The organism is Arthrobacter jiangjiafuii (genome assembly GCF_018622995.1).
Classification (GTDB): domain Bacteria; phylum Actinomycetota; class Actinomycetes; order Actinomycetales; family Micrococcaceae; genus Arthrobacter_B; species Arthrobacter_B jiangjiafuii.
The window spans coordinates 1,261,234-1,285,438 of the sequence record NZ_CP076022.1 but is presented as its reverse complement, the minus strand read 5'-3'; the positions used below and the strand labels follow the sequence as shown (position 1 = coordinate 1,285,438).

The 24,205-nt window shown below is 66.2% G+C and carries 23 protein-coding genes and 1 pseudogene; 12 read left to right on the top strand and 12 right to left on the bottom strand.

The window, feature by feature from the left end; genetic code table 11:
* Positions 1–5: 5 nt before the first annotated feature.
* Both argJ and argC read right to left on the bottom strand, forming a co-directional pair.
* The gene (argJ, locus tag KKR91_RS06075; protein ID WP_210230664.1) at positions 6–1,178 is read right to left on the bottom strand and encodes a bifunctional glutamate N-acetyltransferase/amino-acid acetyltransferase ArgJ; all 1,173 of its coding nucleotides are present in this window, start codon (positions 1,176–1,178) and stop codon (positions 6–8) included.
* Positions 1,178–2,209 carry an N-acetyl-gamma-glutamyl-phosphate reductase gene (gene argC / locus KKR91_RS06070; RefSeq protein ID WP_210230663.1) on the bottom strand — a complete coding sequence of 344 codons (1,032 nt, stop codon included), beginning with the start codon at positions 2,207–2,209 and terminating at the stop codon, positions 1,178–1,180. Before argC ends, argJ begins: the two co-directional genes overlap by 1 nt.
* A gap of 171 nt (positions 2,210–2,380) precedes the next feature.
* On the opposite strand from argC, the gene KKR91_RS06065 reads away from it, so the two are divergent.
* The 5 genes from KKR91_RS06065 (at position 2,381) to KKR91_RS06045 (ending at position 8,062) form a co-directional block, all read left to right on the top strand.
* Entirely contained in the window at positions 2,381–3,346 is a 966-nt protein-coding gene (locus tag KKR91_RS06065; RefSeq protein WP_210230662.1) for a quinone oxidoreductase family protein, read from the top strand.
* Positions 3,347–3,670: 324 nt separating this feature from the next.
* Positions 3,671–5,194 (top strand): GT4 family glycosyltransferase PelF, encoded by a 1,524-nt coding sequence (gene pelF / locus KKR91_RS06060; protein ID WP_210230661.1) that lies wholly within the window; start codon positions 3,671–3,673, stop codon positions 5,192–5,194.
* The gene (locus KKR91_RS06055) at positions 5,191–6,525 is read left to right on the top strand and encodes a hypothetical protein (protein ID WP_210230660.1); all 1,335 of its coding nucleotides are present in this window, start codon (positions 5,191–5,193) and stop codon (positions 6,523–6,525) included. The genes pelF and KKR91_RS06055 overlap by 4 nt, the downstream gene beginning before the upstream one ends.
* Positions 6,522–7,208, top strand: a complete 687-nt coding sequence (locus KKR91_RS06050) for a spherulation-specific family 4 protein (RefSeq protein WP_210230658.1) — start codon at positions 6,522–6,524, stop codon at positions 7,206–7,208. Before KKR91_RS06055 ends, KKR91_RS06050 begins: the two co-directional genes overlap by 4 nt.
* Positions 7,199–8,062, top strand: a complete 864-nt coding sequence (locus KKR91_RS06045) for an endo alpha-1,4 polygalactosaminidase (RefSeq protein ID WP_210230656.1) — start codon at positions 7,199–7,201, stop codon at positions 8,060–8,062. Before KKR91_RS06050 ends, KKR91_RS06045 begins: the two co-directional genes overlap by 10 nt.
* On the opposite strand, the gene KKR91_RS06040 is transcribed toward KKR91_RS06045, so the two are convergent.
* Positions 8,056–8,871, bottom strand: a complete 816-nt coding sequence (locus KKR91_RS06040; RefSeq protein WP_210230654.1) for an alpha/beta fold hydrolase — start codon at positions 8,869–8,871, stop codon at positions 8,056–8,058. The two genes, KKR91_RS06045 and KKR91_RS06040, sit on opposite strands and share 7 nt — an antisense overlap.
* 102 nt (positions 8,872–8,973) lie before the next feature.
* Here KKR91_RS06040 and KKR91_RS06035 point away from each other — a divergent pair, with 102 nt between their 5' ends.
* Complete coding sequence (locus tag KKR91_RS06035) at positions 8,974–9,192, top strand: hypothetical protein (RefSeq protein WP_210230652.1); 219 nt, start codon at positions 8,974–8,976, stop codon at positions 9,190–9,192.
* A gap of 121 nt (positions 9,193–9,313) precedes the next feature.
* On the top strand, positions 9,314–9,853 hold the full coding sequence (locus tag KKR91_RS06030; protein ID WP_210230650.1) for a hypothetical protein: 540 nt from the start codon (positions 9,314–9,316) through the stop codon (positions 9,851–9,853).
* A gap of 72 nt (positions 9,854–9,925) precedes the next feature.
* On the opposite strand, the gene pheT is transcribed toward KKR91_RS06030, so the two are convergent.
* Positions 9,926–12,469: a phenylalanine--tRNA ligase subunit beta gene (gene pheT, locus KKR91_RS06025; protein WP_210230648.1), complete on the bottom strand. Its 2,544-nt coding sequence runs from the start codon at positions 12,467–12,469 to the stop codon at positions 9,926–9,928.
* The gene (pheS, locus tag KKR91_RS06020) at positions 12,470–13,552 is read right to left on the bottom strand and encodes a phenylalanine--tRNA ligase subunit alpha (RefSeq protein ID WP_210230647.1); all 1,083 of its coding nucleotides are present in this window, start codon (positions 13,550–13,552) and stop codon (positions 12,470–12,472) included.
* Positions 13,553–13,753: 201 nt separating this feature from the next.
* On the opposite strand from pheS, the gene KKR91_RS06015 reads away from it, so the two are divergent.
* Together KKR91_RS06015 and KKR91_RS06010 are read left to right on the top strand one after the other, a co-directional pair.
* Positions 13,754–14,263, top strand: a complete 510-nt coding sequence (locus KKR91_RS06015) for a hypothetical protein (protein WP_237687510.1) — start codon at positions 13,754–13,756, stop codon at positions 14,261–14,263.
* A gap of 72 nt (positions 14,264–14,335) precedes the next feature.
* On the top strand, positions 14,336–15,415 hold the full coding sequence (locus KKR91_RS06010) for an Rv2578c family radical SAM protein (protein WP_210230646.1): 1,080 nt from the start codon (positions 14,336–14,338) through the stop codon (positions 15,413–15,415).
* Between the two features lie 379 nt (positions 15,416–15,794).
* Here KKR91_RS06010 and KKR91_RS06005 read toward each other — a convergent pair whose 3' ends face one another.
* On the bottom strand, positions 15,795–16,223 hold the full coding sequence (locus KKR91_RS06005; protein WP_210230823.1) for a (deoxy)nucleoside triphosphate pyrophosphohydrolase: 429 nt from the start codon (positions 16,221–16,223) through the stop codon (positions 15,795–15,797).
* Positions 16,224–16,431: 208 nt separating this feature from the next.
* Between KKR91_RS06005 and KKR91_RS06000 the strand changes: the two genes are divergently transcribed.
* A complete protein-coding gene (locus KKR91_RS06000) occupies positions 16,432–17,676 on the top strand; it encodes an MFS transporter (RefSeq protein WP_210230645.1) in 1,245 nt (414 codons plus the stop codon).
* Here KKR91_RS06000 and KKR91_RS05995 read toward each other — a convergent pair.
* The 5 genes and pseudogenes from KKR91_RS05995 to infC all read right to left on the bottom strand — a co-directional run bounded on the left by KKR91_RS05995 (position 17,582) and on the right by infC (position 21,204).
* A pseudogene (locus KKR91_RS05995) lies at positions 17,582–18,078 on the bottom strand (cation diffusion facilitator family transporter). The gene KKR91_RS06000 and the pseudogene KKR91_RS05995 sit on opposite strands and share 95 nt — an antisense overlap.
* A 66-nt stretch (positions 18,079–18,144) precedes the next feature.
* Entirely contained in the window at positions 18,145–19,083 is a 939-nt protein-coding gene (locus tag KKR91_RS05990) for a TrmH family RNA methyltransferase (RefSeq protein WP_210230644.1), read from the bottom strand.
* 20 nt (positions 19,084–19,103) lie between these two features.
* Entirely contained in the window at positions 19,104–19,751 is a 648-nt protein-coding gene (gene rplT, locus KKR91_RS05985) for a 50S ribosomal protein L20, sunset domain variant (RefSeq protein WP_210230643.1), read from the bottom strand.
* Positions 19,752–19,878: 127 nt separating this feature from the next.
* Positions 19,879–20,073: a 50S ribosomal protein L35 gene (gene rpmI, locus KKR91_RS05980; RefSeq protein WP_104055427.1), complete on the bottom strand. Its 195-nt coding sequence runs from the start codon at positions 20,071–20,073 to the stop codon at positions 19,879–19,881.
* Positions 20,074–20,187: 114 nt separating this feature from the next.
* Positions 20,188–21,204: a translation initiation factor IF-3 gene (infC, locus tag KKR91_RS05975; protein ID WP_237687509.1), complete on the bottom strand. Its 1,017-nt coding sequence runs from the start codon at positions 21,202–21,204 to the stop codon at positions 20,188–20,190.
* 384 nt (positions 21,205–21,588) lie between these two features.
* Here infC and KKR91_RS05970 point away from each other — a divergent pair, with 384 nt between their 5' ends.
* On the top strand, positions 21,589–22,017 hold the full coding sequence (locus KKR91_RS05970) for a DUF1844 domain-containing protein (RefSeq protein ID WP_210230639.1): 429 nt from the start codon (positions 21,589–21,591) through the stop codon (positions 22,015–22,017).
* A gap of 118 nt (positions 22,018–22,135) precedes the next feature.
* Positions 22,136–22,789, top strand: a complete 654-nt coding sequence (locus tag KKR91_RS05965; RefSeq protein ID WP_210230637.1) for a DnaJ family domain-containing protein — start codon at positions 22,136–22,138, stop codon at positions 22,787–22,789.
* A gap of 112 nt (positions 22,790–22,901) precedes the next feature.
* Here KKR91_RS05965 and KKR91_RS05960 read toward each other — a convergent pair whose 3' ends face one another.
* A complete protein-coding gene (locus KKR91_RS05960; protein WP_210230635.1) occupies positions 22,902–24,197 on the bottom strand; it encodes an MFS transporter in 1,296 nt (431 codons plus the stop codon).
* Between the last annotated feature and the right edge of the window lie 8 nt (positions 24,198–24,205).

The following is a 24,205-nucleotide window of genomic DNA, read 5'->3' as shown; positions in this document are numbered from 1 at the left end:
CCCGATCAGCTGCTGTACGCCGAGTTTTCGTGGACGTAGTCCGTGGTCAGGTCGTTGGTCCAGATGGTGGCGCTTTCGACTCCGGCATTGAGGTCGATTTCCACTGTAACCTGGCGGCCGGTGAGGTCCACCAGGTCGCGGGAATCGCCGATGCCGCCGTTGCGGCAGACCTGGACCCCGTTGATGCTGACGTTGAGCTTGTCCGGTTCAAACGCGGCGTCGGTGGTGCCGACGGCGGAGAGGACGCGGCCCCAGTTGGGGTCGTTGCCGAAGATGGCAGTCTTGAAGAGGTTGGAACGGGTGACGGCGCGGGAGGCCGTCTCCGCATCGGCCACCGTTGCGGCGTTGACGGTGGTGACGGCGATGTCGTGGCTCGCGCCTTCGGCGTCCGTGATCAGCTGCTGGGCCAGGGAATGGCAGACCTCGGTGAGGCCCGCGGTGAAGTCCTCCAGCGCCGGAGCGGTTCCGGAGGCGCCGGAGGCCATGAGCACCACTGTGTCGTTGGTGGACATGCAGCCGTCGGAGTCGGTGCGGTCAAAGGTGACGGCAGTGGCGGCGCGCAGGGCGGCGTCCAGATCGGCAGCGGGCAGCTGCGCATCGGTGGTCAGCACCACAAGCATGGTGGCCAGGCCGGGCGCCAGCATGCCGGCGCCCTTGGCCATGCCGCCGATCGTGTAGCCGCTGCCGGTAAACACCGCCTGCTTCGAAACGGTGTCCGTGGTCATGATCGCTTCGGCTGCGGTTGCACCGCCGTCGGCTGCCAGGGCTGCGGCGGCTGCCGCGACTCCGGGCAGGATCTTCTCCATCGGCAGCTGTTCGCCGATTAGTCCGGTGGAGCAGACGACGACGTCTGACGCGGAAAGGCCGAGCACCTCGGCTGTCTTCTCCGCGGTGGCGTGCGTGTTCTGGAAGCCCTGCGGTCCGGTGCAGGCGTTGGCGCCGCCGGAGTTCAGGATCACGGCGTCGGCCCGGCCGTCGGAAATGACCTGCCGCGACCAGTGGACGGGAGCCGCGGCAACCCGGTTTCGGGTGAACACGGCGGCTGCTGCCTTGGACGGTCCGTCGTTGACCACCAGTGCCATGTCGCGGCCGCCGGAGGCCTTCAGGCCCGCGGTGATACCGGCTGCCCGGAAACCGGCCGGAGCGGTGATGCCGGTGCTGTTGTTGGTGGTGCTCATTACGGTGAGACTCCCTGCGTTGTCAGTCCGGCGGTTTCTTCCAAACCGAGGGCAATATTCATGGACTGCACCGCGCCGCCGGCGGTGCCCTTGTTCAGGTTATCGATCACGCAGCTGACGATCACGCGGTTGGCGTGGGCGTCATAGGCCAGCTGCAGCGCGGCGTAGTTTGAGCCCACCACCATCTTCGTGGCGGGCCACTGCCCCTCGGGAAGCAGCCGGACGAAGTGCTCGCCGGCGTAGGCGTCCTCCCACGCAGCACGGAGCTGCTGGGCTGTAACGCCGGGACGTACCTTGGCGGTGGCAGTGGTAAGAATGCCACGCGCCATGGGCGCCAGTGTGGGCGTGAAGGAGACGGCAACGGATTCGCCGGCCGCCAAGGAGAGGCCCTGTTCGATTTCCGGAGTGTGGCGATGCCCGCCGCCCACGCCGTAGGGGCTCATGCCGCCCATGACTTCGGACCCGAGCAGGTGGGGTTTCGCTGCCTTCCCCGCACCCGAGGTACCGGAGGCAGCAACGATGACGACGTCGTCGGGCTCCAGCAGGCCGGCGGTGAAACCCGGTGCCAGGGCCAGCAGCGAGGACGTGGGATAACAACCGGGAACGGCAATCCGGGTGGCACCCTTGAGTCCGTCGCGGTGTCCGGGAAGTTCCGGCAGGCCGTAGGGCCAGGAGCCGGCGTGCGGGGAACCGTAGAACTTTTCCCAGGCCAGCGGGTCTTGGAGCCGGTGGTCGGCTCCGGCGTCGATCACCAGGACCGACGGATCCAGCTGTGCAGCAATCGCCGCGCTGGCGCCGTGCGGCAACGCCAGGAAAACGACGTCGTGTCCGGCGAGGTTCTCGACCGTGGTGTCCACGAGGACGCGGTCTGCGAGCGCATGCAGATGAGGCTGCAGTTCACCCAGGCGGGACCCGGCATTGCTATGCGCGGTAATGGCACCGATGGTGACGTCCGGATGCCCCGTCAGCAGGCGCAGGACTTCACCTCCGGCGTAGCCCGAGGCTCCTGAGACAGCAACTGAAATGGTCATGGTTTCACCCTACAGCAGTTTTATGCAGACACCTTCATAATTATGCATTCATGACGCGGGGTGCCGATTTCCCTGTCCGCAGTGTCCACAGAACGGATGCGCGGTGCGCCGTTCCGGGCTGCTGCCCTACGATGGCAGCGACATTGATGCCTGCGACAGAAGAGACGTTCCATGCATAAAGCTACTGTGGTCCCCGCCCCGGGCGGTCCCGAAATCCTGCGCTTCGAAGACGTGGCGCTGCCCGAGCCCGGCCCCAACGAACTCCTGGTGCGGGTTGCCGCCGTCGGGGTGAACTTCATTGACACGTACAAGCGCAGCGGCATCTACCCTATGCAGTACCCGTTCATTCCCGGCGTGGAAGCGGCAGGGACCGTGATTGCCGTGGGACTGAACGTGGCCAACTTCCGTGAAGGCGACCGCGTGGCCACTGCGGAGGGCGGCGGCACCTACTCCGAATACACCATCATGGAAGCGGACAAGGCACTGCCCGTTCCGGACGGCGTCGGCAACGAGATTGCCGCGGCGCTGCCGATGCAGGGCATGACCGCCCATTACCTGTGCAACTCCACCTTCAATGTGGAGGAAGGCCAGACGGTCCTGACGCACGCCGGTGCCGGCGGCGTCGGGCTGCTCCTGATCCAGCTGCTCAAGGCAAAGGGTGCCACCGTCATCACCACCGCTTCCTCCGAGGAGAAGCGGGAGCTGGCCCGCGGCGCCGGAGCCGACCACACCCTCGGTTACGAGGGGTTCGCCGACGAGGTCCGGCAGCTGACCGATGGCAGGGGCGTGGACGTGGTGTACGACGGCGTGGGGAAGGCGACGTTTGACGGTTCCCTGGCCAGCCTGCGCAGGCGGGGCATGCTGGTGCTGTTCGGGGGCGCCTCGGGACAGGTGCCGCCTTTCGACATCCAACGGCTCAATGCGGCGGGCTCGCTTTACCTGACCCGGCCCACGCTGGGCGATTACCTGCTGACTCCGGAGGAACGGCAGTGGCGGGCGCATGAGCTCTTTGAGATGGTCCGTGACGGTTCACTGGACGTCCGGATCGGCGCCACCTATCCGCTGGCCGAGGCCGCACGGGCGCAGGAGGACCTGGAGGGGCGGAAGACCACGGGCAAGGTGCTGCTGCTTCCGTAAGGAGAGCGGCGGGCTCCTCTTCCTGGTGCCCGCAGGCCGGGGTTCCCGGGTAGTGGCAGTTCCCGGCGACTGAGTAGTTTTCTCGGGATGGGTCGTGCTGAAGGGCAAGCATGGCTGTCAATACGTAGGTTGCATCCAGCGAGCGTACTGACCGCGTAGTTGCTACTCGTGAACCATCCAACCGCGGCCTATCTAATGGTGTCTCAGTCCCGTCGATCCATTAGAAGGTCTCGAAATGCCGCGTTCAACCTCCAAGTCCCATGCCCACTTCCGTGTGGGAGCGTGAAGCCGCCCCGGGCTCGCCCGCGAGCCGAAGACCGCGGTGTGAAGGTAGCTCTGATTACCGAAGGAACCTATCCAATCGTCACCGGCGGGGTCAGCACCTGGTGTGATCAGTTGCTGAACGGCCTGCCCGATTACACCTTTGACGTCGTGGCCCTGACCGGCAGCGGCGTCAGCAAGGCGGTTTGGGAAGTACCCCCGAATGTCCGCGCAGTGCGCATGATCCCGGTGTGGGGGGCTACGGCGTCCCCGCTCCGCCCCGGTCCAAGGCGGCGGAAATGGATCGACACCACTCAGGATGCACTCGTTGAACTGTGGGATGCCGCGTTGGGCCCGGACGGCGACGATCCGGTTGGCCGGACCAGCAACGCTTTGCTGCAGCTCGTCGGCATCAGTGACCGAGTCGGATTGGCCCACTCGCTGGCGGCCCGGGGATCGGTCGCCCCCATCCTCAACGCCTGGTCCCGCCATTCCCCGGCTGCGGGCGAAGCGCCAATGTCTGTGGCTGACGCCGTCATGGCTGCGGGAATTGTGGACCGTGCCCTTGCCCTCATCGACCATCATCTGGGAGAGGTGGATGTCATCCATGCCTCCAGCAACGGTCCTTCATCGCTGGTTGCGCTCGCTCACTCATGGCGGCACGGCACCCCGATCCTGCTGACGGAGCACGGCGTGTATCTCCGCGAGCGCTATCTGGCACTGCATGGGGCCAATCTGTCCTGGCCGGTGCGGCGCACCGTAACGGCCTTCCTGCGCAGGCTCTGCCAAGTGGTTCATGTGCACGCCCATCTCGTCCTCCCCGTGAATCAGTTCAATGCCCGGTGGGAACGGAGACTGGGGGCCCTCCCCTCCCGGATCCACACCATTTCCAACGGTGTCGACCCCGCAAAGTTTCCGCCCGTCACCAGCGAACCCGCGGTACCGACCATTAGCTTTGTGGGGCGTATTGATCCCCTCAAGGACCTGGAGACCCTCATATCTGCGTTTGCCCTGGTTCGGGAGCGGGTGCCGGCCGCACAGCTGCGCATCTTCGGCCCTACCCCTGCAGAGAACGCTGCCTACAAGGCACTTCTGGTGGCTCTGGCCCAGACTCTCGGCGTCGCCGATGCAGTGCATTGGGAAGGCCCGAGTAAAGGGAGCCGCCCTGCGATCCAAGCCGGCCACGTGGTGGCGCTCTCCAGCGTTTCGGAAGGACTGCCGTTTACCTTGATTGAATCCATGATGTGCGGACGCGCCACGGTCAACACCGACGTCGGGGGCGTGTCGGAATGCCTCGACGAGCAGCAGAGCACGGGGATGCTTGTTGCGGCCCGCGATCATGTGGCATTCGCGGAGGCCTGTGTCACCCTGTTGTGCGACCACGAGCTGCGCGCCTCCATGGGTGCCGCTGCTAGACAGCGGGCGCTCACCGAATTCACCTTGGAGCGCTGCCTCACCCAGTATCGGGAGGCATACGCCGCGGCGTATGCCCGGCGGCCCTTCGAACCCGTCCCCAGCCTGGCCTCGCGGCTGGCCGAAGCTGCGTCCCCGCTTGCCGCGACCAGCGGTTTGGAGTTGTCGGCATGAGCGCCGACAGCGTCGTGGTGCCCGCCTCCGGTGAGTCGCTTCCGGTCTTCGCTAATGACCGTCTTGCTTTCGACGCCGTCGACGCGCTCGAAATCACGGCGCGGCTGGAAGCCTCCGGCCTGAGCGACCGCACGGTGCGCCGGCGCCATGGTGCGACCGATGTCTTCGAATATGCACAATCGCTCGTGCAGGTAGTACGGGAGCCGGCGCAGGCGTCGCCGATACTCCAGGGATGGTTGGGGCGGGCTGCGTTGCTCGATGCCGTCTGCCGCGCCGTTGTCCTCATCCTCGGTGCCGTGCTTGGCGGTCTCACCGCAACTGTCATGGCGACGAACACCCGCGAAGTCCTGATTGCCGGAATCAGCGCCTGGGTCGTCGGGCAATCGATCTCCGGCATCGTCTGGGCGCACGCGGGGGCAGGCCAGCTGGACCGCGGCATCGCCCGCGGTACCGGGGCGGCTTTGCTCATCATGCTCGGCCTTGCCGGCTTTCTGGGAGTTCTTCTACTTCTGCCGCGTCACGACGCAACCTTGGCCGGTCTCATCATGGCTTGGTGCTGGTACTCCTGCGTGGTGTCGATGCTCGTCATCCTGGGTCGGTCCCGGTTCCTCCTCACCGTCCTGGCGATCGCCGTTGCAGCAGTGCTCCTGGCGCTGGCACTGGGACATCAGGCCGCCCCGGCAATCGTCTTGACCCTGGCCATCCTCGCCATCGCGGCAGTCACCGGGGCACTGGCCAAACACCTGCGGACGGTGAGCGAACCTCGAACCCCGGATCCGGGCGACCTGCGGGCTGCCCTTCCGCCGGCTGCCCAGGCCGGATTCCTGGCTGCTGCCCTGACCATAGCGCTCATCCGGCTACCTGCATGGGAGGGAACGGCCCTGGTCGTGGCGACCGTCGTCGCCGCCGCAGCCACCGATCCAGCCCTGGTCCTTATGCGCCAAAGGCTGTTGTGGTCCTCCAACCGAACGCCCCTGCTCCGCCACGCGGCCCGGCACGCACGGTCCCTCACCATGGCGATGTCGGCTGCAATCGTGGTGATCTCCGGATCTGTCTCGATCCTTGTTGTCGTTTTCATGGTCGAGGACCACAGGGCGGCCGCAACGGTGATTGTCGCCGCTGCCTTTAGCGCCCTGGCCACGACCGCCACAACACTGGCAGCCTTTGGCCTGCCCCGCGGCGGCGTGGTTTTTGCCGCTGCAGCCTTCCTCTCCTCAGCGGTCTGGGTAACGCTCGGAGACATCCCCGGCATGCTCGTGGCCATGGTCTTCCTGGTCGCGGGCATCGTGGTGCTTCTGGCTCGGGTATCGGACCCGCGGGCCTACGCATGAGGATGGCCCGGCTGGCGGTTCCCTGGTACGTGCATCCCGCAGCAGCTCCCCAGGACTGGGCCTGGCTCGCCGCTCAGCACCGGGATGTCTCGTTCGCCGTCGTCAATGTCCACAATGGTCCGGGCGCTGAAGAGAATTCATATTATCCGGATGCCATGGCCGGGCTCACTCGTGTCCGGACGCTAGGCTATGTGGCGGTGGACTACGGCAACCGGCCCGTGGCTGTCGTTGCCCGTGAGATTGCGCTCTGGCAAAGGCTCTACCGGATAGGCGGAATCATGTTGGATGAGCTTCCCACGTCTGCGCAGAGCCTGGCCCGGTGCGCCGAATACGCAGCGGCCGCCCGAGCCGCAGGAGTCACCTTCCTTGCTGCCAACCCGGGGGTGTTCCCCTCGCCCGCGCATCTGGATTTGTTCGATGTCACTGCTGTTTTCGAGGGAACCGCGGCGGACTACGCACGGTTCAAGCACCCTGGGTGGGCACGCGACGTCCCGCCGTCCAGCCTGTGGCATCTCGTGTACGACTGCGCTCCGGAGCAGACGACGGACATCTGCCGTACTGCGGCCGAGCACGGGGCCGGTCATGTCTTTGCCACCGATCGCTCGCTGCCTAATCCCTGGCTGGGGCCGCCAACGGCTGTTTCCGACCGCCTCCGGGCAGGACTTTCCCCGGCGTGCCGTTGAGGGCTCTCTGGTGGGGCGTCGGAACAGGACTTCTCGCCCTGACGCTGGCCGCCTGTGCCCCGGCCGGCGCCCCGGCAGTTGGTTTCCCGGCTGCTGGTACCGCAGCATCGCCTGCGGAACGGCCCGTCGCCGACGCCCCGTATTGGCGGCCCGCACCGGCTGCCAGCTGGCAGTGGCAGCTCAGCGGCACCCTGGACCTCGCGGTCGATGCAGAGATTTTCGATGTCGACTATGAAACAACCTCGCCAGCGGAAGTCGCCGCTTTGAAGCAGCAGGGACGGCATACCGTCTGTTACCTCTCCGTCGGCTCCTGGGAGGATTTCCGGAGCGACGCCGGCGGTTTTCCGGTATCAACCCGCGGCGCGGTCATGGACGGCTGGCCGGACGAACGCTGGCTGGATATCCGCCGCAGGGACGTTCTCCTGCCGATCATGGCGGCCCGGATGGACATCTGTGCGGCCAAGGGCTTCGACGCCGTCGAACCCGATAACGTCGACGGGTACCTAAACGAGACGGGCTTTCCGCTTACGGCGGCGGACCAGCTGGCCTACAACCGGGCAGTGGCAGAGTTGGCGCACGCCCGCGGACTGTCGGTCGGGCTGAAGAACGACGTCGACCAGATACCCGAACTCGTGGACCACTTCGACTTCGCCGTGAACGAGGAATGCGTCCGCTATGACGAATGCGACCTGTACCAACCTTTTACCCAGGCGGGGAAAGCCGTTCTGCACGTCGAGTATGACGGCGCCCTGGACTTTTGCGCCGAGTCCAGGCAGCGCGGGTTCTCCTCGCTGCTCAAACCGCTGGATCTGTCATCAACGAGGCAGGCCTGCCCGGACGCACCCGCTCAGTGAAGCAGGGTTTCGCTGGGGGTGGCTGCCAGCTTTTCCACCATGCGTCCCAGCCACTCGGCGAGAAGGGCCTCGGTGAGCTCGGGCTGATCCAAATGGGCGTTGTGCCCGGCACGGTCCAAGACGATAAAAGTGGCGTGGACGTAGTGGTCCAGCAGGGCGAGGTGGTCCCGGAACCCGACGACGTGGTCCTGCCGGCCCGTGATGATCAGCGTCGGTCCAGGGAACGGCGCTGATCGGGCCTCGGGCTCCACGGCGAGGGAATAGGTGGAGGAAATTCTCTCGATGGCGGCCGGGTCAAAGGCCCGTGGCCCGGGCAGCACGGCATCGCGGAAAAGTATCCAGTTTTCCGGGGACTGGACAACTGCCATGGATTGGTACTCCGCCGCTTCCCACTGGTCCAGGCCTGCCAACAGGACCGGGTCCGCGTGCAGTACGGTCTGCGCAGGGACATCACGTGAGCTGTGCTCCGCCACTGCCACCGGGCACAGCAGCGCCAGGCCCAGGATCTGGTCACCGAACTCGGCCACAAGTTGCCGGGCGATCATGCCGCCAAAGGAGTTACCCAGAACCGCGAACTTCTCTTGTCCAAAGGTCTTGCGCACGAAGTCGACAACGGCTTCCGCGACGGAATCGGAGCCGTTGATCCCGGGTCCCGCGGCGGACCGTCCCATGCCGGGCAGATCAAGGTAGACACGCCGCCACCCTCCCGCGGCAAAAACGGGGTCCAGCCCGAGCAGCAAGCGGTGATCAAGGCAGAAGCCATGGATCAGCAACAACGGGGTTCCGGAACCGTACTCCACAGAATGCACCACTGAACGCTAACACCGTTGATGCTCAGTTAGGGTGGCCCGATGGATGACGAAAAGGGGCCAGACGCAGCCCGCCAGGCAACACCACCAAAGCGGCGTAGGTTGTCCAGTCCGCAGGCGTTGGCCCTCGCCTGGCTCGCACTGGGCCTCGGCTGGCTGGCCATCTGGCTGTTCCCTGTAGGCGACGGAGACCCATTCCAGCTGGTGATGTCCGTCGTGAGCTTGGCTCTGGCGACGGGGTGGTTTGTGTTGTGGCGGCGGGCCAGGCGCCGCAGCGCTGTCGGCGGCAGCGATCCAGACGAGGCCGCGCATAATCCATAGCCGGAAAGCCCGGGAATCAGGACCAGCGATCCTGCTGCCAGTATCAACGACCCACGGATGGGAACCGCCAGGGGCACCTACCGTGGACGAGGCAGGTGCTCATTCGTGGCAGGCTGTGTCCATGACCGACGACACGCCACATGCGCAAGGGGAGCCCTTCCTGCCGGGCGGATTGCCGCTATACGGCACTTTCGCGCGGTTCCAAGGCGCGTTGTACGCGTGTCGCCTTGGAAACTTCCCGGGAAGCGGCCAGCGCAATGACATGGTGACGCTCATCAGCGGCGACGGGGACATGCCTGGACCCGAATGGCGGCTTGCACCCCACCCCTGGCGCACGGGATGCACTGAACTCACCCGGGTGATCGACCGCAGCCAAGCCGACGAGGTCTTTGATTGCCAGAGCACTGCACAGTGGCACGGCGTGGAGCTGGGAGCTCTCCTCTATCTGCCGTCCAGCAGACGCATCAGTGGCTACATCAGCAGGTTTTCGGAGCGTCTGCGCCCGACGATTGAGTCCATGCCGGAGTTCGGGCGGGTTGACCGGGGCACCTGGCACGGTGAGGTGCCGTTTGATGAACTTGAACGCCTTGAGATCCGGCGTGATCCCTCGCCTGCCCGGGAACCGCTCGCAAAACGGCGGCGGCTGTTCCACGGCAGATGAGCATGCTGTAACAGCAGCAGGTCCCGTCCGGAAACCGGACGGGACCTGCTGCTGTTGGTACCTGTAAGCGGGTTAGCGCTGTACCGCGCCAAAGCGCTCGGCGGCCAGCGCGACGGCGGCGGCCCGGGACTCCGACGCCTCGTCAGCAGTCAGGGTCCGGTCCGGAGCACGGAACCGCAGAGCGAAGGCCAGGGACTTGTGTCCTTCTTCAATGCCCTTGCCGGAGTAGACATCAAACAGGGAGATGTCTTCGAGCAGTTCCCCGGCGCCTTCGCGCAGGGTCTCCAGCACCGTCTCGGCCGGAACGCCGGCTTCAACAACCAGCGCCACATCCTGCGTGGTCGCCGGGAACGAGGAGATCTCCCGGGCCACGATCACTTCGGGTGCGGCATCAAACAGGGCATCGGCGTCGAGCTCCAGTGCCACCGTGCGGGCCGGCAGATCTTGGGCTGCGAGCAGCTTGGGATGCAGCTCGCCGGCGTAGCCCACGGTCTCGCCGCTGCGCAGCGAGAGCTTGGCGGTGCGGCCCGGATGGAACGCCTGGTGCTCACCCTGGCTCACCACCAGTTCCACACCCAGCACGTCGCCCATCAGGCGGGCGGTGTCGACGGCGTCGGCCCAGTCCCAGACGCGCGGCGCGTGGCCGGCTCCGGGCTGCGACTCGTGGCCGATGAACACCACGCCGATGTGCAGCGGCTGGTCCGGAACACCCTCGTACAGCGAATCCAGGACTTCCTCGGAGGGCTTGACGCCCAGCGGCGGAATCGTTGCCGTGCCCAGCTGCTCACCGGGCAGGAAGACCGATCCGGATTCGAACAGGGCCAGGTCGCGGAAACCGCGGGAGAGGTTGCGCTTGGCCACTTCGAACAGCCCCGGCAGCACCGAGGTGCGCAGGTAGCCGAACTCCGCGCTCAGCGGGTTGGCCAGCTTGACCGCGGCAGGCGAGGTGCCGGCGTCGGGCGTTCCGAAGGTGTTGTTGTCCTCCTCCGTAACGAACGGGTAGGACAGCACCTCGGTCAGGCCAGCGGCGGCGAGGGCCTGCTGCAGGCGGCGGCGCTGCTGCTGGATCCGGGTCAGGCCGCGGCCGGGAGGGGCCGTGGGCAGGGTGGACGGAATGTGCTCGTAGCCCACCAGACGGATGATTTCCTCGGTAAGGTCCTCACGCGTTTCCAGGTCCGAACGCCAGCTCGGCGGGGTCACTGAGTAGCCGGCAGCCGTCTTGGCTACCTCGGCACCCAGGTCACGCAGCGTTCCGGTGATCTGGTCCTCGCTGAAGTCGTAGCCGATCAGCTTGGACGCGAAGTCCGCGGGCAGGTCGATGGCCTTGGCTTCGGGCTTTGTTCCGACGTCGGTCACTGACGCATCGGCGGTACCGCCGGCCAGTTCGGTGAGCAGGTCCACGGCGCGCTGCGCGGCGACGTCTGCGACGTTCCAGTCCACACCGCGCTCGAAACGCTTGGATGCTTCGGAGGGCAGGCGGTGCCGGCGGCGGGAGCGGCCGATGCTGACTTCCTCGAAGTGCGCGGCTTCGATCAGGACGTTGCGGGTCTGTGCCGAAACCTCCGTGGCGGCGCCGCCCATGACACCGGCAATGCCGATGGCACCGGAATCGTCGGTGATGAGCAGGTCCTCGGGATCCAGGGTGCGGACCTTCTCATCCAGGGTCTTCAGGGTCTCCCCGGCGGCCGCGCGGCGCACCACAATGTCGCCGGACAGCTTGTCCAGGTCGTAGAAGTGCAGCGGCTGGCCCAGTTCGAGCATCACGTAGTTGGAAATATCCACGATCAGCGAGATGGACCGGATACCGGCCAGGCGCAGGCGCGAGGACATCCACGGCGGGGTCGGACGGGTGGGGTCCACGCCGCGGACGGTGCGGGCCACAAACCGGTCGCAGCCGGCCTTGCCGTAGATCGGCGCGCTGTCCTCGAGGCGCACGCCGTAACCGGCGCCGTCCGCAACGGGCACGACGACGGCGGCAGCCGGATCGGTGAACGGGGTTCCGGTGGCGTGGGCGTATTCACGGGCCGCACCGCGGATCGAGAACACATAGCCGCGGTCCGGAGTGACGTTGATTTCGGCTGCTTCGTCGTACAGGCCGAGCAGGTCCATGGCGTCGGTACCGACCTCGGGGTCCAGGCCCAGACGGGAGAGGACCAGGATGCCGTCGTGGTCATCGCCGATGCCCAGTTCCCGCACCGAGGCGATCATGCCGGCGGAGACATGGCCGTAGGTCTTGCGCGGGCTGATCCGGAAGTCTCCGGGCAGCACGGCGCCGGGCAGGGTGACAACAACCCTGTCCCCCACCGCGAAGTTGTGCGCACCGCAGACGATGCCCTGCACGCCGGAGGGATCGATACCGTCGCCGTCGAGCGCCTGCTCGGTGCCCTCGGGCACCACGCGGACGGTGCACCAGTTGATGGTCTTGCCGTTCTTCTGCGGCTCGGGCTCCATGGAGAGCACCTGGCCCACAACGATCGGGCCGGACAGCTCGTCGGCGGGACGGTGGACGTCCTCTTCCTCCAGGCCTACCTTGACCAGTTCGGCCATTACGTCTTCGGCGGTTGCGTCCGCCGGAACCTGGGCATACTCGCGCAGCCAGGAAAGTGGGATTCTCACTTAGATCTCCATCCCGAAGTGTTCGCTGAAACGTACATCGCCCTCGATCATGTCGCGCATGTCCCCTACTTCGTTGCGGAACATCAGTGCGCGCTCGATCCCCATGCCGAAGGCAAAACCTGAATAGACCTCGGGATCAATACCGGCCGCGCGGAGCACGTTCGGATTGACCATGCCGCAGCCGCCCCACTCGATCCAGCGCGCACCGCCCTTGGCGCCCGGGTGCCAGATGTCCAGTTCGGCGCTGGGCTCGGTGAACGGGAAGTAGTTCGGGCGCAGGCGTACCTTGGCCTCGTCTCCGAAGAGCACGCGGGTGAAGTGCTCCAGCGTGCCGACCAGGTCGGCCATGGTCAGGCCCTTGTCGATGGCCAGGCCTTCGAACTGGTGGAACACCGGAGTGTGGGTGGCGTCGAGCTCATCGGTGCGGAACACCTTGCCCGGGCACAGCACGTAGATCGGCAGGTCGCGTTCGAGCATGGAGCGCACCTGCACCGGCGAGGTGTGCGTGCGCATCACCAGGTGGGCCTCGGGCGGCTCGACAAAGAACGTGTCCTGCATTTCGCGGGCCGGGTGGTCCGGCTTGAAGTTCAGTGCGTCGAAGTTGAACCACTCGGATTCAACTTCGGGGCCTTCGGCGATTTCCCAGCCCATGCCGACGAAGATATCGATGACGCGGTCCTGCAGCGTCGAGAGCGGGTGGCGGCCGCCCATGCGGCGGCGGCGCGGCGCAGCGGTGACGTCTACGGCCTCTTCGACGAGGATCCGCGCGTCGCGCTCGGCTTCCAGCTCGACGGTGCGGGCGGCGAGCGCTGCATTAATGCGGCCGCGGGCCGGGCCCACGAGCTTGCCCGCTGCGGACTTCTGGTCCTTGGGCAGCGATCCGATGGTGCGGTTGGCCAGGCTCAGCGGCGACTTGTCGCCGGCGACGGCGATGCGGACGTCTTTGAGGCCGTCCAGGTCGGCGGCGGAGGCAATGGCCGCGAGCGCCTGCTCGACGGCGGCAGCAACTGCCGCCTCATCCAGCGGATTGGGCGGCTCGGGGACGGTGTCTGGGGATGGTGTCCCCGGTGTGGAGTTCGACATGTACAGTTCTTACCTATTTCCGGCCCTGTTGATGGACGTTTTGGTGGACGTTGGTTCTGAAAAAGCAAGGGAAAATGCCCGTAGCTTCCAGTCTAACCAACCCGGCCTGCCAACCGCCGCAGAAGCGGCTGGATGACGGGGCCCGGGATCACCGGCCATACAGGACGTGACCGGACTGTTCCCCCCTCCTACACTGGCAGCGTGCCCCTCCGTCAGTTGCCATCTCTTACCCGGCCGGCCTTTGTGCTGGCGCGCAGGATCCTGAATACCGTGAACCTGACGACGCCGGCCGGGCTGGTTCTGGCCCGTGCCGGACGGTGCCGGCTCTCCCCCGGACCTGACGGGCTGCTGTTGGCAGAGGGCTGGTCCTGGGTGCTGCCGAAGGCGGCTGCCTTCACTGTCGGAAACGTGATTCTCTACCGGTCCCGGGTTGCCGCTTCGTTCCGGCCCGGGCCCGCCGAACAAGGCGGTTCCCACGGTTCCGGGGCCTCGCGCCAAAGCCCGCTGCTGCGCCACGAGGCCCGGCACAGCAGCCAGTACGCGGCACTGGGATTCCTGTTCTATCCGCTGTACTTTGCGGCCGCCGGAGTCTCCGTGCTGCGCAAGGGGGATCCGGCGTCGGGCAATGTCTTTGAGCAATGGGCAGGGCTGCACGACGGCGGCTACCGGACCGCGGCACGCCGCACCGGACCACGGCGACGCGTGATGTGAGCTTGTCGGTGACGGCCCGTTTCGACGTCCTCCGCCTTCCCCGCGTATCGAACATGTGTTCTAATTGTCGGCATGAGATGGGAAGCGCAGGAACCCAAGGCGGCGGGCTCGGAAGACGCATTGCTGGCCTTGCAGGGGGTGGTGCGCAGCGTGAGGACACCCGAGTTTGCCGGCATCACCTTCCATGAAGTCATCGCCAAATCTGCGCTGAACAAGGTAGGCAAGACCTCAGGCATGCCGTTCGGGTGGACCATCAATCCCTATCGCGGCTGCAGCCATGCCTGCGTGTACTGCTTCGCCCGCAAAACGCATACCTATCTGGATCTGGATGCCGGTATGGATTTCGACAGCCAGCTCGTCGTCAAGACCAACGTGGCCGAGGTCCTGCGGCGTGAACTGGCCCGGCCGTCCTGGAATCACGAGCACGTTGCCATGGGCACCAACACGGATCCGTATCAGCGGGCCGAGGGCCGGTACCAGCTCATGCCGGACATCATCAGGGCACTGGCCGCTTCCGGAACGCCGTTCTCCATCCTGACGAAGGGAACGCTGCTGGCGCGGGACATCCCGCTGCTCAAAAGCGCCGGGCAGGATACGGAGATCGGCATGGGCATTTCCCTGGCCCTGCTGGATCCTGATCTGGCCCACCGGGTGGAACCGGGTACGCCCACACCCAAGGCGCGGCTGGAACTGGTCAGCCGGCTGCGGGACGCCGGGCTTCCGTGTTCGGTGATGGCCATGCCGATCCTGCCGTGGCTCACCGACGGAGATGAATCGCTGGATGCCCTTTTCGGTGCACTCGCCGGGGCAGGTGCCACGGGTGTCACTGCGGGGGCCCTGCATCTGCGGCCGGGCGCCCGGGAATGGTATCTGTCCTTTATTAACCGGGAGTATCCGCAGCTGGCCGGCAAGTATGCGCAGCTGTACAGCGGCGGAAGCTATGCCTCCAAGGAGTACCGGCAGTGGCTGGCAGGCCGGGTGAACTTCTTCAAGAAGAAGCATGGCTTCACGTCCAAGGCGGAGTTCATGCCACTGCGGAAGGCTGGCGCCGAATCTGGCCAGGCGGCTGCCAAGGCCGGAGGGGATGCCTCTACACCTGCAGCATCGGGAGCATCGGCAGCCGGAAAGCTGAGCGCCGATACGCTCTTCTGAGCCGGGGCGGCTCTGCCAGCCCACAGCCCCACAGCCCTACAGCCCTACAGCCCAGTTTCGTGGTCCTTACCGGATTCCATCACCGAGTGTCGGGTCCGTGCCCGTTCCACACACCGGGTGTCGGGTCCGTGCCGGTTCCAATCGCCGAGTGTCGGGTCCGTGCCCGCTCCAATCACCGAGTGTCGGGTCCGTGCCGGCCCCACACGCCCATAGCGGCATTGCCGCCACATTGGAATGCGGAGAACCGCACCACAAGGGCTTGCCCGGCACGATCAACGCCAGCGCCCGCAGGGGTTCCCACTGTCTATGTATTCGTGGGCCGGCGTGACAACGGCAGCATCCGCTCTTCACTGAGGTTGGGAACCCGTGAGCGTTACGGCTAGGCCCGGCGGGCGGCCTCGAGCAGGGCGCTGACAATCGGCAGGTCGGCAGGGATCCACGCCAGGGCATGCAATTCTTCGGCGTCCAGCGTGACCCAGCGAAGCTCGTCGTGATCCTCCAACGGAGCGGGGGTTCCGTCCGTGACTTCCGCCAGCCAGACACGCATCGCGGCCCGGGCGTTCAGCGGCCAGCCCTGCTCCCCCGGTCCGGCAATTTCGGCCCCAAGCCTGACCATGACGCCGAGTTCCTCCTGCAACTCGCGGTGCAGGCCCTCCTCGCAGGTTTCCCCGGGTTCCACTTTGCCGCCGGGGAACTCCCACATGCCGGCAAACTCCTCCGGGGCAGTCCGGCGGGCGGCAAGCATCTTGGTGGGCGCAGCCAGGCTGTCCACCAGCGCGGCCCCGACAACCTGTTTCAGTTTCAGGATAGACACTCAAGCGAGTCTACTGGCAGCGCTGCACTAAACTGGCCCTGACAGTGCTGTTGCGGTGCCACAGCGATGTTGCGGCCCCGCCGCCGGACCAGGGCATTTCCGCCGCTGAGGTCCGAGCGCCATACCCGCTTCAGCGCCCTTCCCCGCCGCGGAACCCGCGGCCTCAGGCCGCCGGGGCCCGCTCTTGTTCTGAAAGAGTTGCATGTCATCTTCAACCGCGCTCGCCGCCAGGCGCGCATCACTGGCGGTCTTCGCCCTCGCCGTCGGCGGCTTCGCCATCGGCACCACGGAATTCGCCATCATGGGCCTGCTGCAGGAAATGGTCAACGATCTGGGCATTTCGGTTCCGGCCGGCGGCCACGTCATCTCCGCCTACGCACTGGGGGTGGTGGTCGGCGCTCCGGTCCTGGCCGCTTTGGGTGCACGCCTGCCGCACAAAACGCTGGCAGTGGGCCTAATGGCACTCTTTACGGTGGGCAACCTGTCGTCCTTCTTCGCCCCGGACTACAACTGGCTGCTGGTAACCCGGTTCCTGTCCGGACTGCCGCACGGAGCATTCTTCGGCGTCGCTGCGGTGATCGCCGCTTCCCTGGTAGCCCCGACGCGGCGAGCCCGGGCGATCTCCATGGTGATGCTGGGGCTAAGTATCGCCAACGTTGTGGGCGTTCCGTTTGCCACTTGGCTGGGGCAGCAGGCTGGCTGGCGCTGGATGTTCGTGATGGTCGGCGTCATCGGGCTGCTTACCGTGGCCATGGTGGCCCGGTTCGTGCCGTTCCAGGCTGCCCATCCCGAGGCCAGCATCCGGCGCGAGCTGAGCGCGCTGCGCCGGATCCAGGTCTGGCTGGCGCTGCTGGTCGGCACCGTGGGCTTCGGCGGGTTCTTCGCGGTCTACGCCTACATCTCCCCCACTATGACCAATGTGTCAGGCTTTGATGCCTCACTGCTGCCCCTGATCGTCGGCCTCTACGGCGTGGGCCAGGTCGTGGGCAACATCGCCGGAGGCCGCCTGGCGGACCGCAACGTCATGGGCAGCATCTACGGGATCCTGTTCGGCACGGTGGTCATCCTGGCGGCCTACGCGTGGCTGGTGCAGTACAAGGCCGGAGCGCTGGCGCTGGTGTTCCTGGTCGGAGCGATCGGGTCCATGCTGGTCCCGCCGCTCCAGACCAGGCTCCTGGATGCGTCTCCGGGAGCCCAGTCCCTGGCGTCGTCACTGAATCACGCGGCCCTGAACATGGCCAACGCCCTGGGCGCACTGCTGGGCGGGCTGGTCATCGCCTGGGGCTGGGGCTACCGTTCCCCCGCCGTCGTCGGTGCGGTCCTTGCCCTGCTGGGACTGGGCGTTGCCCTGTTTAGTGGCTGGCTGGACCGGCGGGGTCCGACGGAATCTGTTCGGCCTGCCGCGGAGCGTACAGATCAGGTTCCAGATAAATCACTCGCGCGATAGGCGCTGCCCCGCGGATCCGCTGCTCGGCACCGTTGATCGCCTCGGCGATCCGGTCGCCGGTCCCGGAGGAGTCCACGGAAATCTTGGCGGCTACCAGCAGTTCCTCCGGACCCAGGGGCCAGGGTCTTGAGGCGGATAAGGCGGGTGTCATCGGGGCCGATGGCTTCTTCGATCCTGCGCACATCGTCTGCGGTAGCGGATTCGCCCAGCAGCAGGGACTTGGCCATAACCGAAGGGATGCTCCGGGCTTGCCTGGCGCCCTGCGCGCCTGCCGCCGATCAGGAGCAGGATCTGGTTGCCGGAGTCGGCCAGAGAGTGGATCGCTTCAGCGAGCAGGGAAGAGGACCTGGTCAGCCCGAACGCAATGAACTTAAAGACTGCAATGGTGAGGTTGGCGGCCAATGCCGCAACAACCGCATTGGTGCCGCCGCCGGCAGAGCTGGTGGAGACCTTCGTTGTGCTGAGTGCCTAGCGGTTCTGCGCGCGGGCGGAGGCATACAGGCACACGGTGGCGGCTGTTCCCACGTTGAGACTCTCGGCGCGGCCGTAGACCGGAACCGCCACGCGGTAGTCCGCAGCGGCCAGCTGTGCATCGGCCAGGCCCTGCGCTTCGTTGCCGAAGAGCCAGGCGGAGGGGTTTTCCAACCGCGGCTGGGACGGTTCCAGGCCCGGGGCATCGGCGCCGGCGGCGTCGTCGGCCTCTTCCGAGAGCGCCGGAGCCAGGCGCCGGACGGCACTTTCGTCCTGCAGCCGGTCAAGGTCAACATTGCCGTAGCCGTCGGCGGCCAGCACGGTAATGCCGTGGGCGTGGAGAGCGCTGACAACGGCGTCAAAATCTGCCCCGGTGATAACGGGCAGATGGAACAGGGAGCCGGCAGTGGAGCGCACAGCCTTGGGATTGTGGATGTCCACGCTGGACGTGGTGAGGACGACGGCGTCGGCGCCGGCGGAGTCAGCGGCGCGAAGAATCGTTCCGGCGTTGCCGGGGTCGCGGACCTCGCACAGCACGGCCACCAGCCGGGCTCCGGACGCGAGCACATCCTCCAGGGAAAAATCGGTAATGCGGCATACGGCCACGATGCCCTGCGGGGAGATGGTGGTGGCCATGGCGCCGATGACTTCATCGGTGGCCAGGCGCAGCGGCACATCACTAGCCAGCTCAGCGAGCTCGGGCAGGCGTTCCAGGCAGGTCTCGGTCGCGAAGACTTCAAGTACGACGCCGGTTCCACCGTCCTGCATATCGGCACGGTGGCTCAACAGCGCCTCGCGGACTGCCTGAGGTCCTTCGGCCACAAAGCGGCCGGTCTTTAAACGCGCCGGGCGCCCGGCCAGCTTCGCCACGTCCCGTACCCGATCTGCTCGGGGATTGGACATTAGCGGTGCCGACGGGCGCCCAGCGATATTCATGATCGGTCAGAAACCGATTTCTAGCCCTGGAACTTCTGGCGGGATTCTCCGCCAGCAGGCTCCAGGCCGGCAGCCTTGGCTGCTTCGACGGAGTTGAACCAGTACTCGGCTACGGTCTGCTCGTACCAGGTGGAACCCGGAACGTGGTACTTGCCCGAACCAAGGTTGCCCTTGATGACAAAGCCCTCGGGAGCGTCGCCCTCGGAAGCCTTGAAGCCACCCTGAGCGTCGGCAACGGCAGCAGCCGGCTTCGAGGCAGCCGGAGCAGCCTTTGCAGCGGGAGCAGCAGCAACGGCCGGAGCCGAGGTGTCGGACGGCAGGGCGTTCTTGGCGATCTGGACCAGCGTGGCGAACGCGGCGGCGTCGTTGACGGCCAGTTCTGCCAGCATGCGGCGGTCAACCTGGATCTCGGCAGCCTTCAGGCCCTGGATCAGGCGGTTGTAGGTCAGGCCGTTGGCGCGGGATGCAGCGTTGATGCGCTGGATCCACAGGCGACGGAAGTCACCCTTGCGCTTGCGGCGGTCGCCGTAGCTGTACACAAACGAGTGCAGCAGCTGCTCTTTGGCCTTACGGACCAGGCGCGAACGCTGTCCGCGGTAACCCTTGGCGCGCTCGAGAATAACCCGACGCTTCTTGTGGGCGTTTACCGCCCGCTTCACACGTGCCACGTGCGTACTCCTTCAGATAAATCTCCCGTGCACCCGCTGATGAGGTGCTCCGGCCTGCTAATCAGACCCGGGAAAGCTTGGTGATGTGACGGCAGCCCGGACGGGCCGCCTGTCAAAGGGGGAAAGACTAGATGCCCAGCATCTTCTTGATGACCTTGGCGTCTGCCGGGGCAACAAGCTTGTCACTGGCGAGGCGGCGCGTCAGCGTGGACGGCTTGTGCTCGAGGTAGTGGCGGCGGTTGGCCTGCTGGCGCTTGAGCTTGCCGGTTCCGGTCAGCTTGAAGCGCTTCTTGGCGCCACTGTGGGTCTTCATCTTCGGCATGACTACCGATCTCCTTTGGGTTTCCGCGGGCCTGGGCCCGCGGGGCTTTGGGCACCTTTGCAGGTGCCAGGGATTTACTGGACGCCGGGACGTCCTGCGGGGAAAAGCTGAGTTTTACTCCGCAGTTCCGGGCTTGTTCTGGCTTGCTGCATTCCGTGACGGAGCAGCCTTGCCAGCAGGTTTGGACGCAGAAGCCGGCTTGGCAGCAGCTGCCGGCTTGGGCCGGGCAGCAGGCTTCGGAGCAGGCTTCATGGCCGTGGGCTTGGGCACTGCAGCCGGCTTCGGGGCCGGTGCGGGCTTCGACTCTGCGGCGGGTGCCGGAGCGGCCGGAGCCTCTGCAACCGGCGCGGGAGCCGGAGCCTTGGCAGCCTGAGCTGCGCGTCGTGCATCGGCGGCAGCCTTTTCAGCTGCAGCCAGGGCGCGCTTTTCAGCCATTTCCTTGTCAGCGATTTCCTTCTCTACGCGGGCCTTGTCGGCCTCTGCAGCGGAGGAACCCAGGCGCAGGCCGTCCGGCAGAAGATCTGCCAGGCTCTGCGTCAGGGGCGCCTTGTTCTCAGCGGAGGTATCCACCCGTGCGGGGGCCTCGCCGTTCTTGACAGCCTCGTTGGCAGCCTTGGCATCGGCACGCTGCGACGCGCGCCGAGCTTCTGCCTTCGCTTCAGCCTTGTTCTTCAGCGGACCGATCACCATGACCATGTTGCGGCCGTCGATGCGGGGGGTGGATTCCACCATGCCCACCTCGGCGACGTCTGCTGCGAACTTGTTCAGCAGCTTCATACCCATCTCGGGACGCTGCTGTTCGCGGCCACGGAACTGGATCATAGCCTTGACCTTGTCACCGGCGGCCAGGAAGCGCATGGCATGCCCGCGCTTGGTTTCGTAGTCGTGGGTATCAATCTTCAGACGGAACCGGATTTCCTTCAGGACGGTGTTCGTCTGGTTCTTGCGTGCCTCACGGGCCTTAACAGCGGCTTCGTACTTGTACTTGCCGAAGTCCATTAGTTTGCACACCGGAGGCTTGGCCTGCGGTGCTACCTCAACAAGATCCAGGTCGGATTCGGCTGCCAGACGCAGGGCGTCTTCGATACGGACGACCCCAACCTGTTCTCCAGCCGGTCCTACCAGCCGCACCTCAGGGACGCGGATTCGATCATTGATTCTTGGCTCGCTAATGTTGCAGCTCCTGTTTAATTCAAAACGGCTACCGCCTGCAACTGAAGAAGGCCCCCAATTGCACGCGCAATCGGAGGCCTCGAGGGTCGGCGGGAGCCGCGTGAGCAGCAACCTCCCGGGTTGGCTGGCCAGGTAAACCTGGACCCGCCACCGGGGGCCGACCGTACCCGGCAACTCTGTCTTCCTTACTGGCGCCCTGAGGCACAAGTACTGAAGATTCAGGCTGACGCGGGTGGGAGGATTCTCCGCTTGCATACTGGCTGATGTGAGACAGTCAACATCCGCCCCGTGAAGGGCGCTGAAAGTAACGACAACCAGTTGGTCTGTGACAAGCTTACCAGTATGAGTACCCCACAGAGCAACCCGGCGGCAGAGCCCACCCGCCATTCCTTCCCCGGCACCACGGAAGAGGCCTACCAGCCTTCTGCACAAGAGCAGGAAGTGGCAGCGCAGATGCGCGACATCGCCGAGGTCCCCGCAATTGAAGTCATCACCACCGCTGCCGTTCACCTGATGAGCGCCGCTGCTGTTAAGTGCGGCCTTGCCGACGGCGACGACGCCGAAGAGCTCACCGACCTGGATGAAGCCCGCAAGCTGATCACCGCCCTGGCCGGTTTCGTTACCGCTGCCGCCCCCGAGATCGGCAGCCAGCACGCCGGACCATTGCGCGATGGCCTGCGGTCGCTGCAGCTGGCGTTCCGCGAGGCGTCCCTGGTCCAGGATGCTCCGGGCAAGGGCCCGGGCGAGAAGTTCACCGGCCCCGTCAACTAATCCAGCAACAGCCCTGCGCCCGGAGCGCCTGCCCTCGCGGCAGGCACTCCGGGCTTTTCTCTGCCCGGGCGGGCCGCGTACCCTGTACGGGATGTTGAGCGGGAGGCGGTGATGAAGGATGGGCGGCAGTGGTGCCGAGGCCTACAGGAAAAGACTTGAGCAGGCTGCACGGCTCAAGGCCGCCGGGGCACCGGAGCATGCCGGGTACAAGCTGCCCGAGGGTCTGGGGCCGGCACAAAAGGAGCTGGAAGAGAAGCGCCGGAAGGTAAGCGCTGCGGACAAGGCGGACTATCTGATCCGCGACGCCATGAACCGGGGCGAGTTCAACAACCTCCAGTACGCCGGAAAGCCGATTCCCGGACTCGATGATCCCGATCCGGACTGGTGGATCAAACGGCTGATCAAGAGGGAGAACATCACCGGGCTCGGTCCCCCGGCCCTGCAGCTCCGCGTCGAGGACGCCGAGTTAGAGACACGGCTGGACCGGCTGCCTTCAGAGCGCCAGGTCCGGGAAGCGGTGGAGGACTTCAACGCGCGGGTGATCGAGGCCCGGCGGCAGCTGCTGGGCGGACCCCCGGTAGTGACGAAGACACGCGACTCCGAGGCAGAGGTGCGGGGCTGGCGGCAGCGCCGTGGCCTGCCGGACACACCGGGCCTGCCGGACACACCGGTGGCAAAAGAGCGCCGCGGCGGGGGCACGGAACATGTCCCATCGGGCGCGACGTCCGGATGGGCAGCACGCCTGCGTCGCTGGCTGCACCCCGGTCGGTAATCCACTGCTGCATCAGCCCCGCGCCTCTCGACACCCGGCCCCAGCCGCACGTCTCACGCGCCACCAGCCTCACCTGCTCTCAGCGCCTCCACGCAAGAGCACCGGATACGTTCTACTTGACTGCTGCGCTAGCTTTCCATGGACCCAGCCGGCGGGCCGTCAGGGTCACGAGCACCAGCAGGGACGCTGCTACGCCGGCGAAGGCGAAGCCGGCCCAGGGGCCGATCCCGTCGATGGCTGCACCGGCCAGCGGAGCGCCCAGCGCGGTGCCGGAGGTCAGCGCCGAACCGTACCAGCCCATCGCCTCGCCCCGCCGCTCCTCGGACACGAGATCCGCCACCCGCTCGGAAGCCGAGGACAGGACCGGAGCGCAGAGCAGGCCCGCCGGAATCGACAGCAGGGCCAGGCTGATGGTGTCGGTGGCCAGTGCCATCGGCAGGGTCATGACAGCCATGGCCAACAGCAGCAGCATGGGCGAGATCCGGCGGTGCATGGCGCCGTAAATCAGACCGCCCACCACGGAGGCAGCACACCAGGCGGCGAAGACGATGCCGACTTCCTGGGGCCGGCCGGAGGATTCAACCTGGGCCACCATTCCGACGTCGGTCCCTGAAAGCAGCAGCCCGGCACCTACCGCGACAGCGAAGACCACTGCCACGCTGGTGGTAAACCAGGAGAATCCGGAGCGCAGCCGCTGACCGCGGCTCAAGGCTGCCAAGGGCTGCAGCTCCGCAGAGGCTTCAGAGAGATGGGCCGGCGCAGCAGCCACCACGGCGGCGTTGGCCGCGTCCCGTTCCTGGACTGCGGTGGCGGCGTCGCGCGGGTTTTCCGACCGGGTGGGCGGGTTGAACCACATCAGCAGCAGCCCCGCCAGCGAGGTTGCCACCCCCACCATGGTCAGCCCCACCACGGAGGAGAGCTGCGTGGCAAGGACGGCGCCCAGCGCGGGACCACCCATGAAGACGAGTTCGGTGGCAATGGAGTCCAGGGCGAAGGCGGTGCGGCGCTGCTCGCCGGTCGCCATGACGCCCAGGGACTGCCGGACGACGCTGAACACGGGCAGCGTGAACACGCCGCCGATCAGGGCCAGGACCAGCAGCCATTCGTAGCTGGCGTGCGGGGCGATGGACCAGATCACGGCCTCGGAGATCACTGAGGGGATCAGGGCCTTGCGCAGGCCGATGTTATCCACCCGGCGTCCGCGCCAGGGGGCTCCGACGGCGATGCCGATGGTGACGACGGCGGCCACGGCTCCGGCCTTGGCGTAGCCCATGTCCATGGTCATGACCACATGCAGGGTCAGAAGCACGCCGGCGGCGGAATGCGGGAAGCGGGCGATCATCCCCACCAGCAGCAGCCGGCGGATCGGGGCAATACGGAGTAACTCCCCGTAGGCGGAAAAATTCACTGCACTTC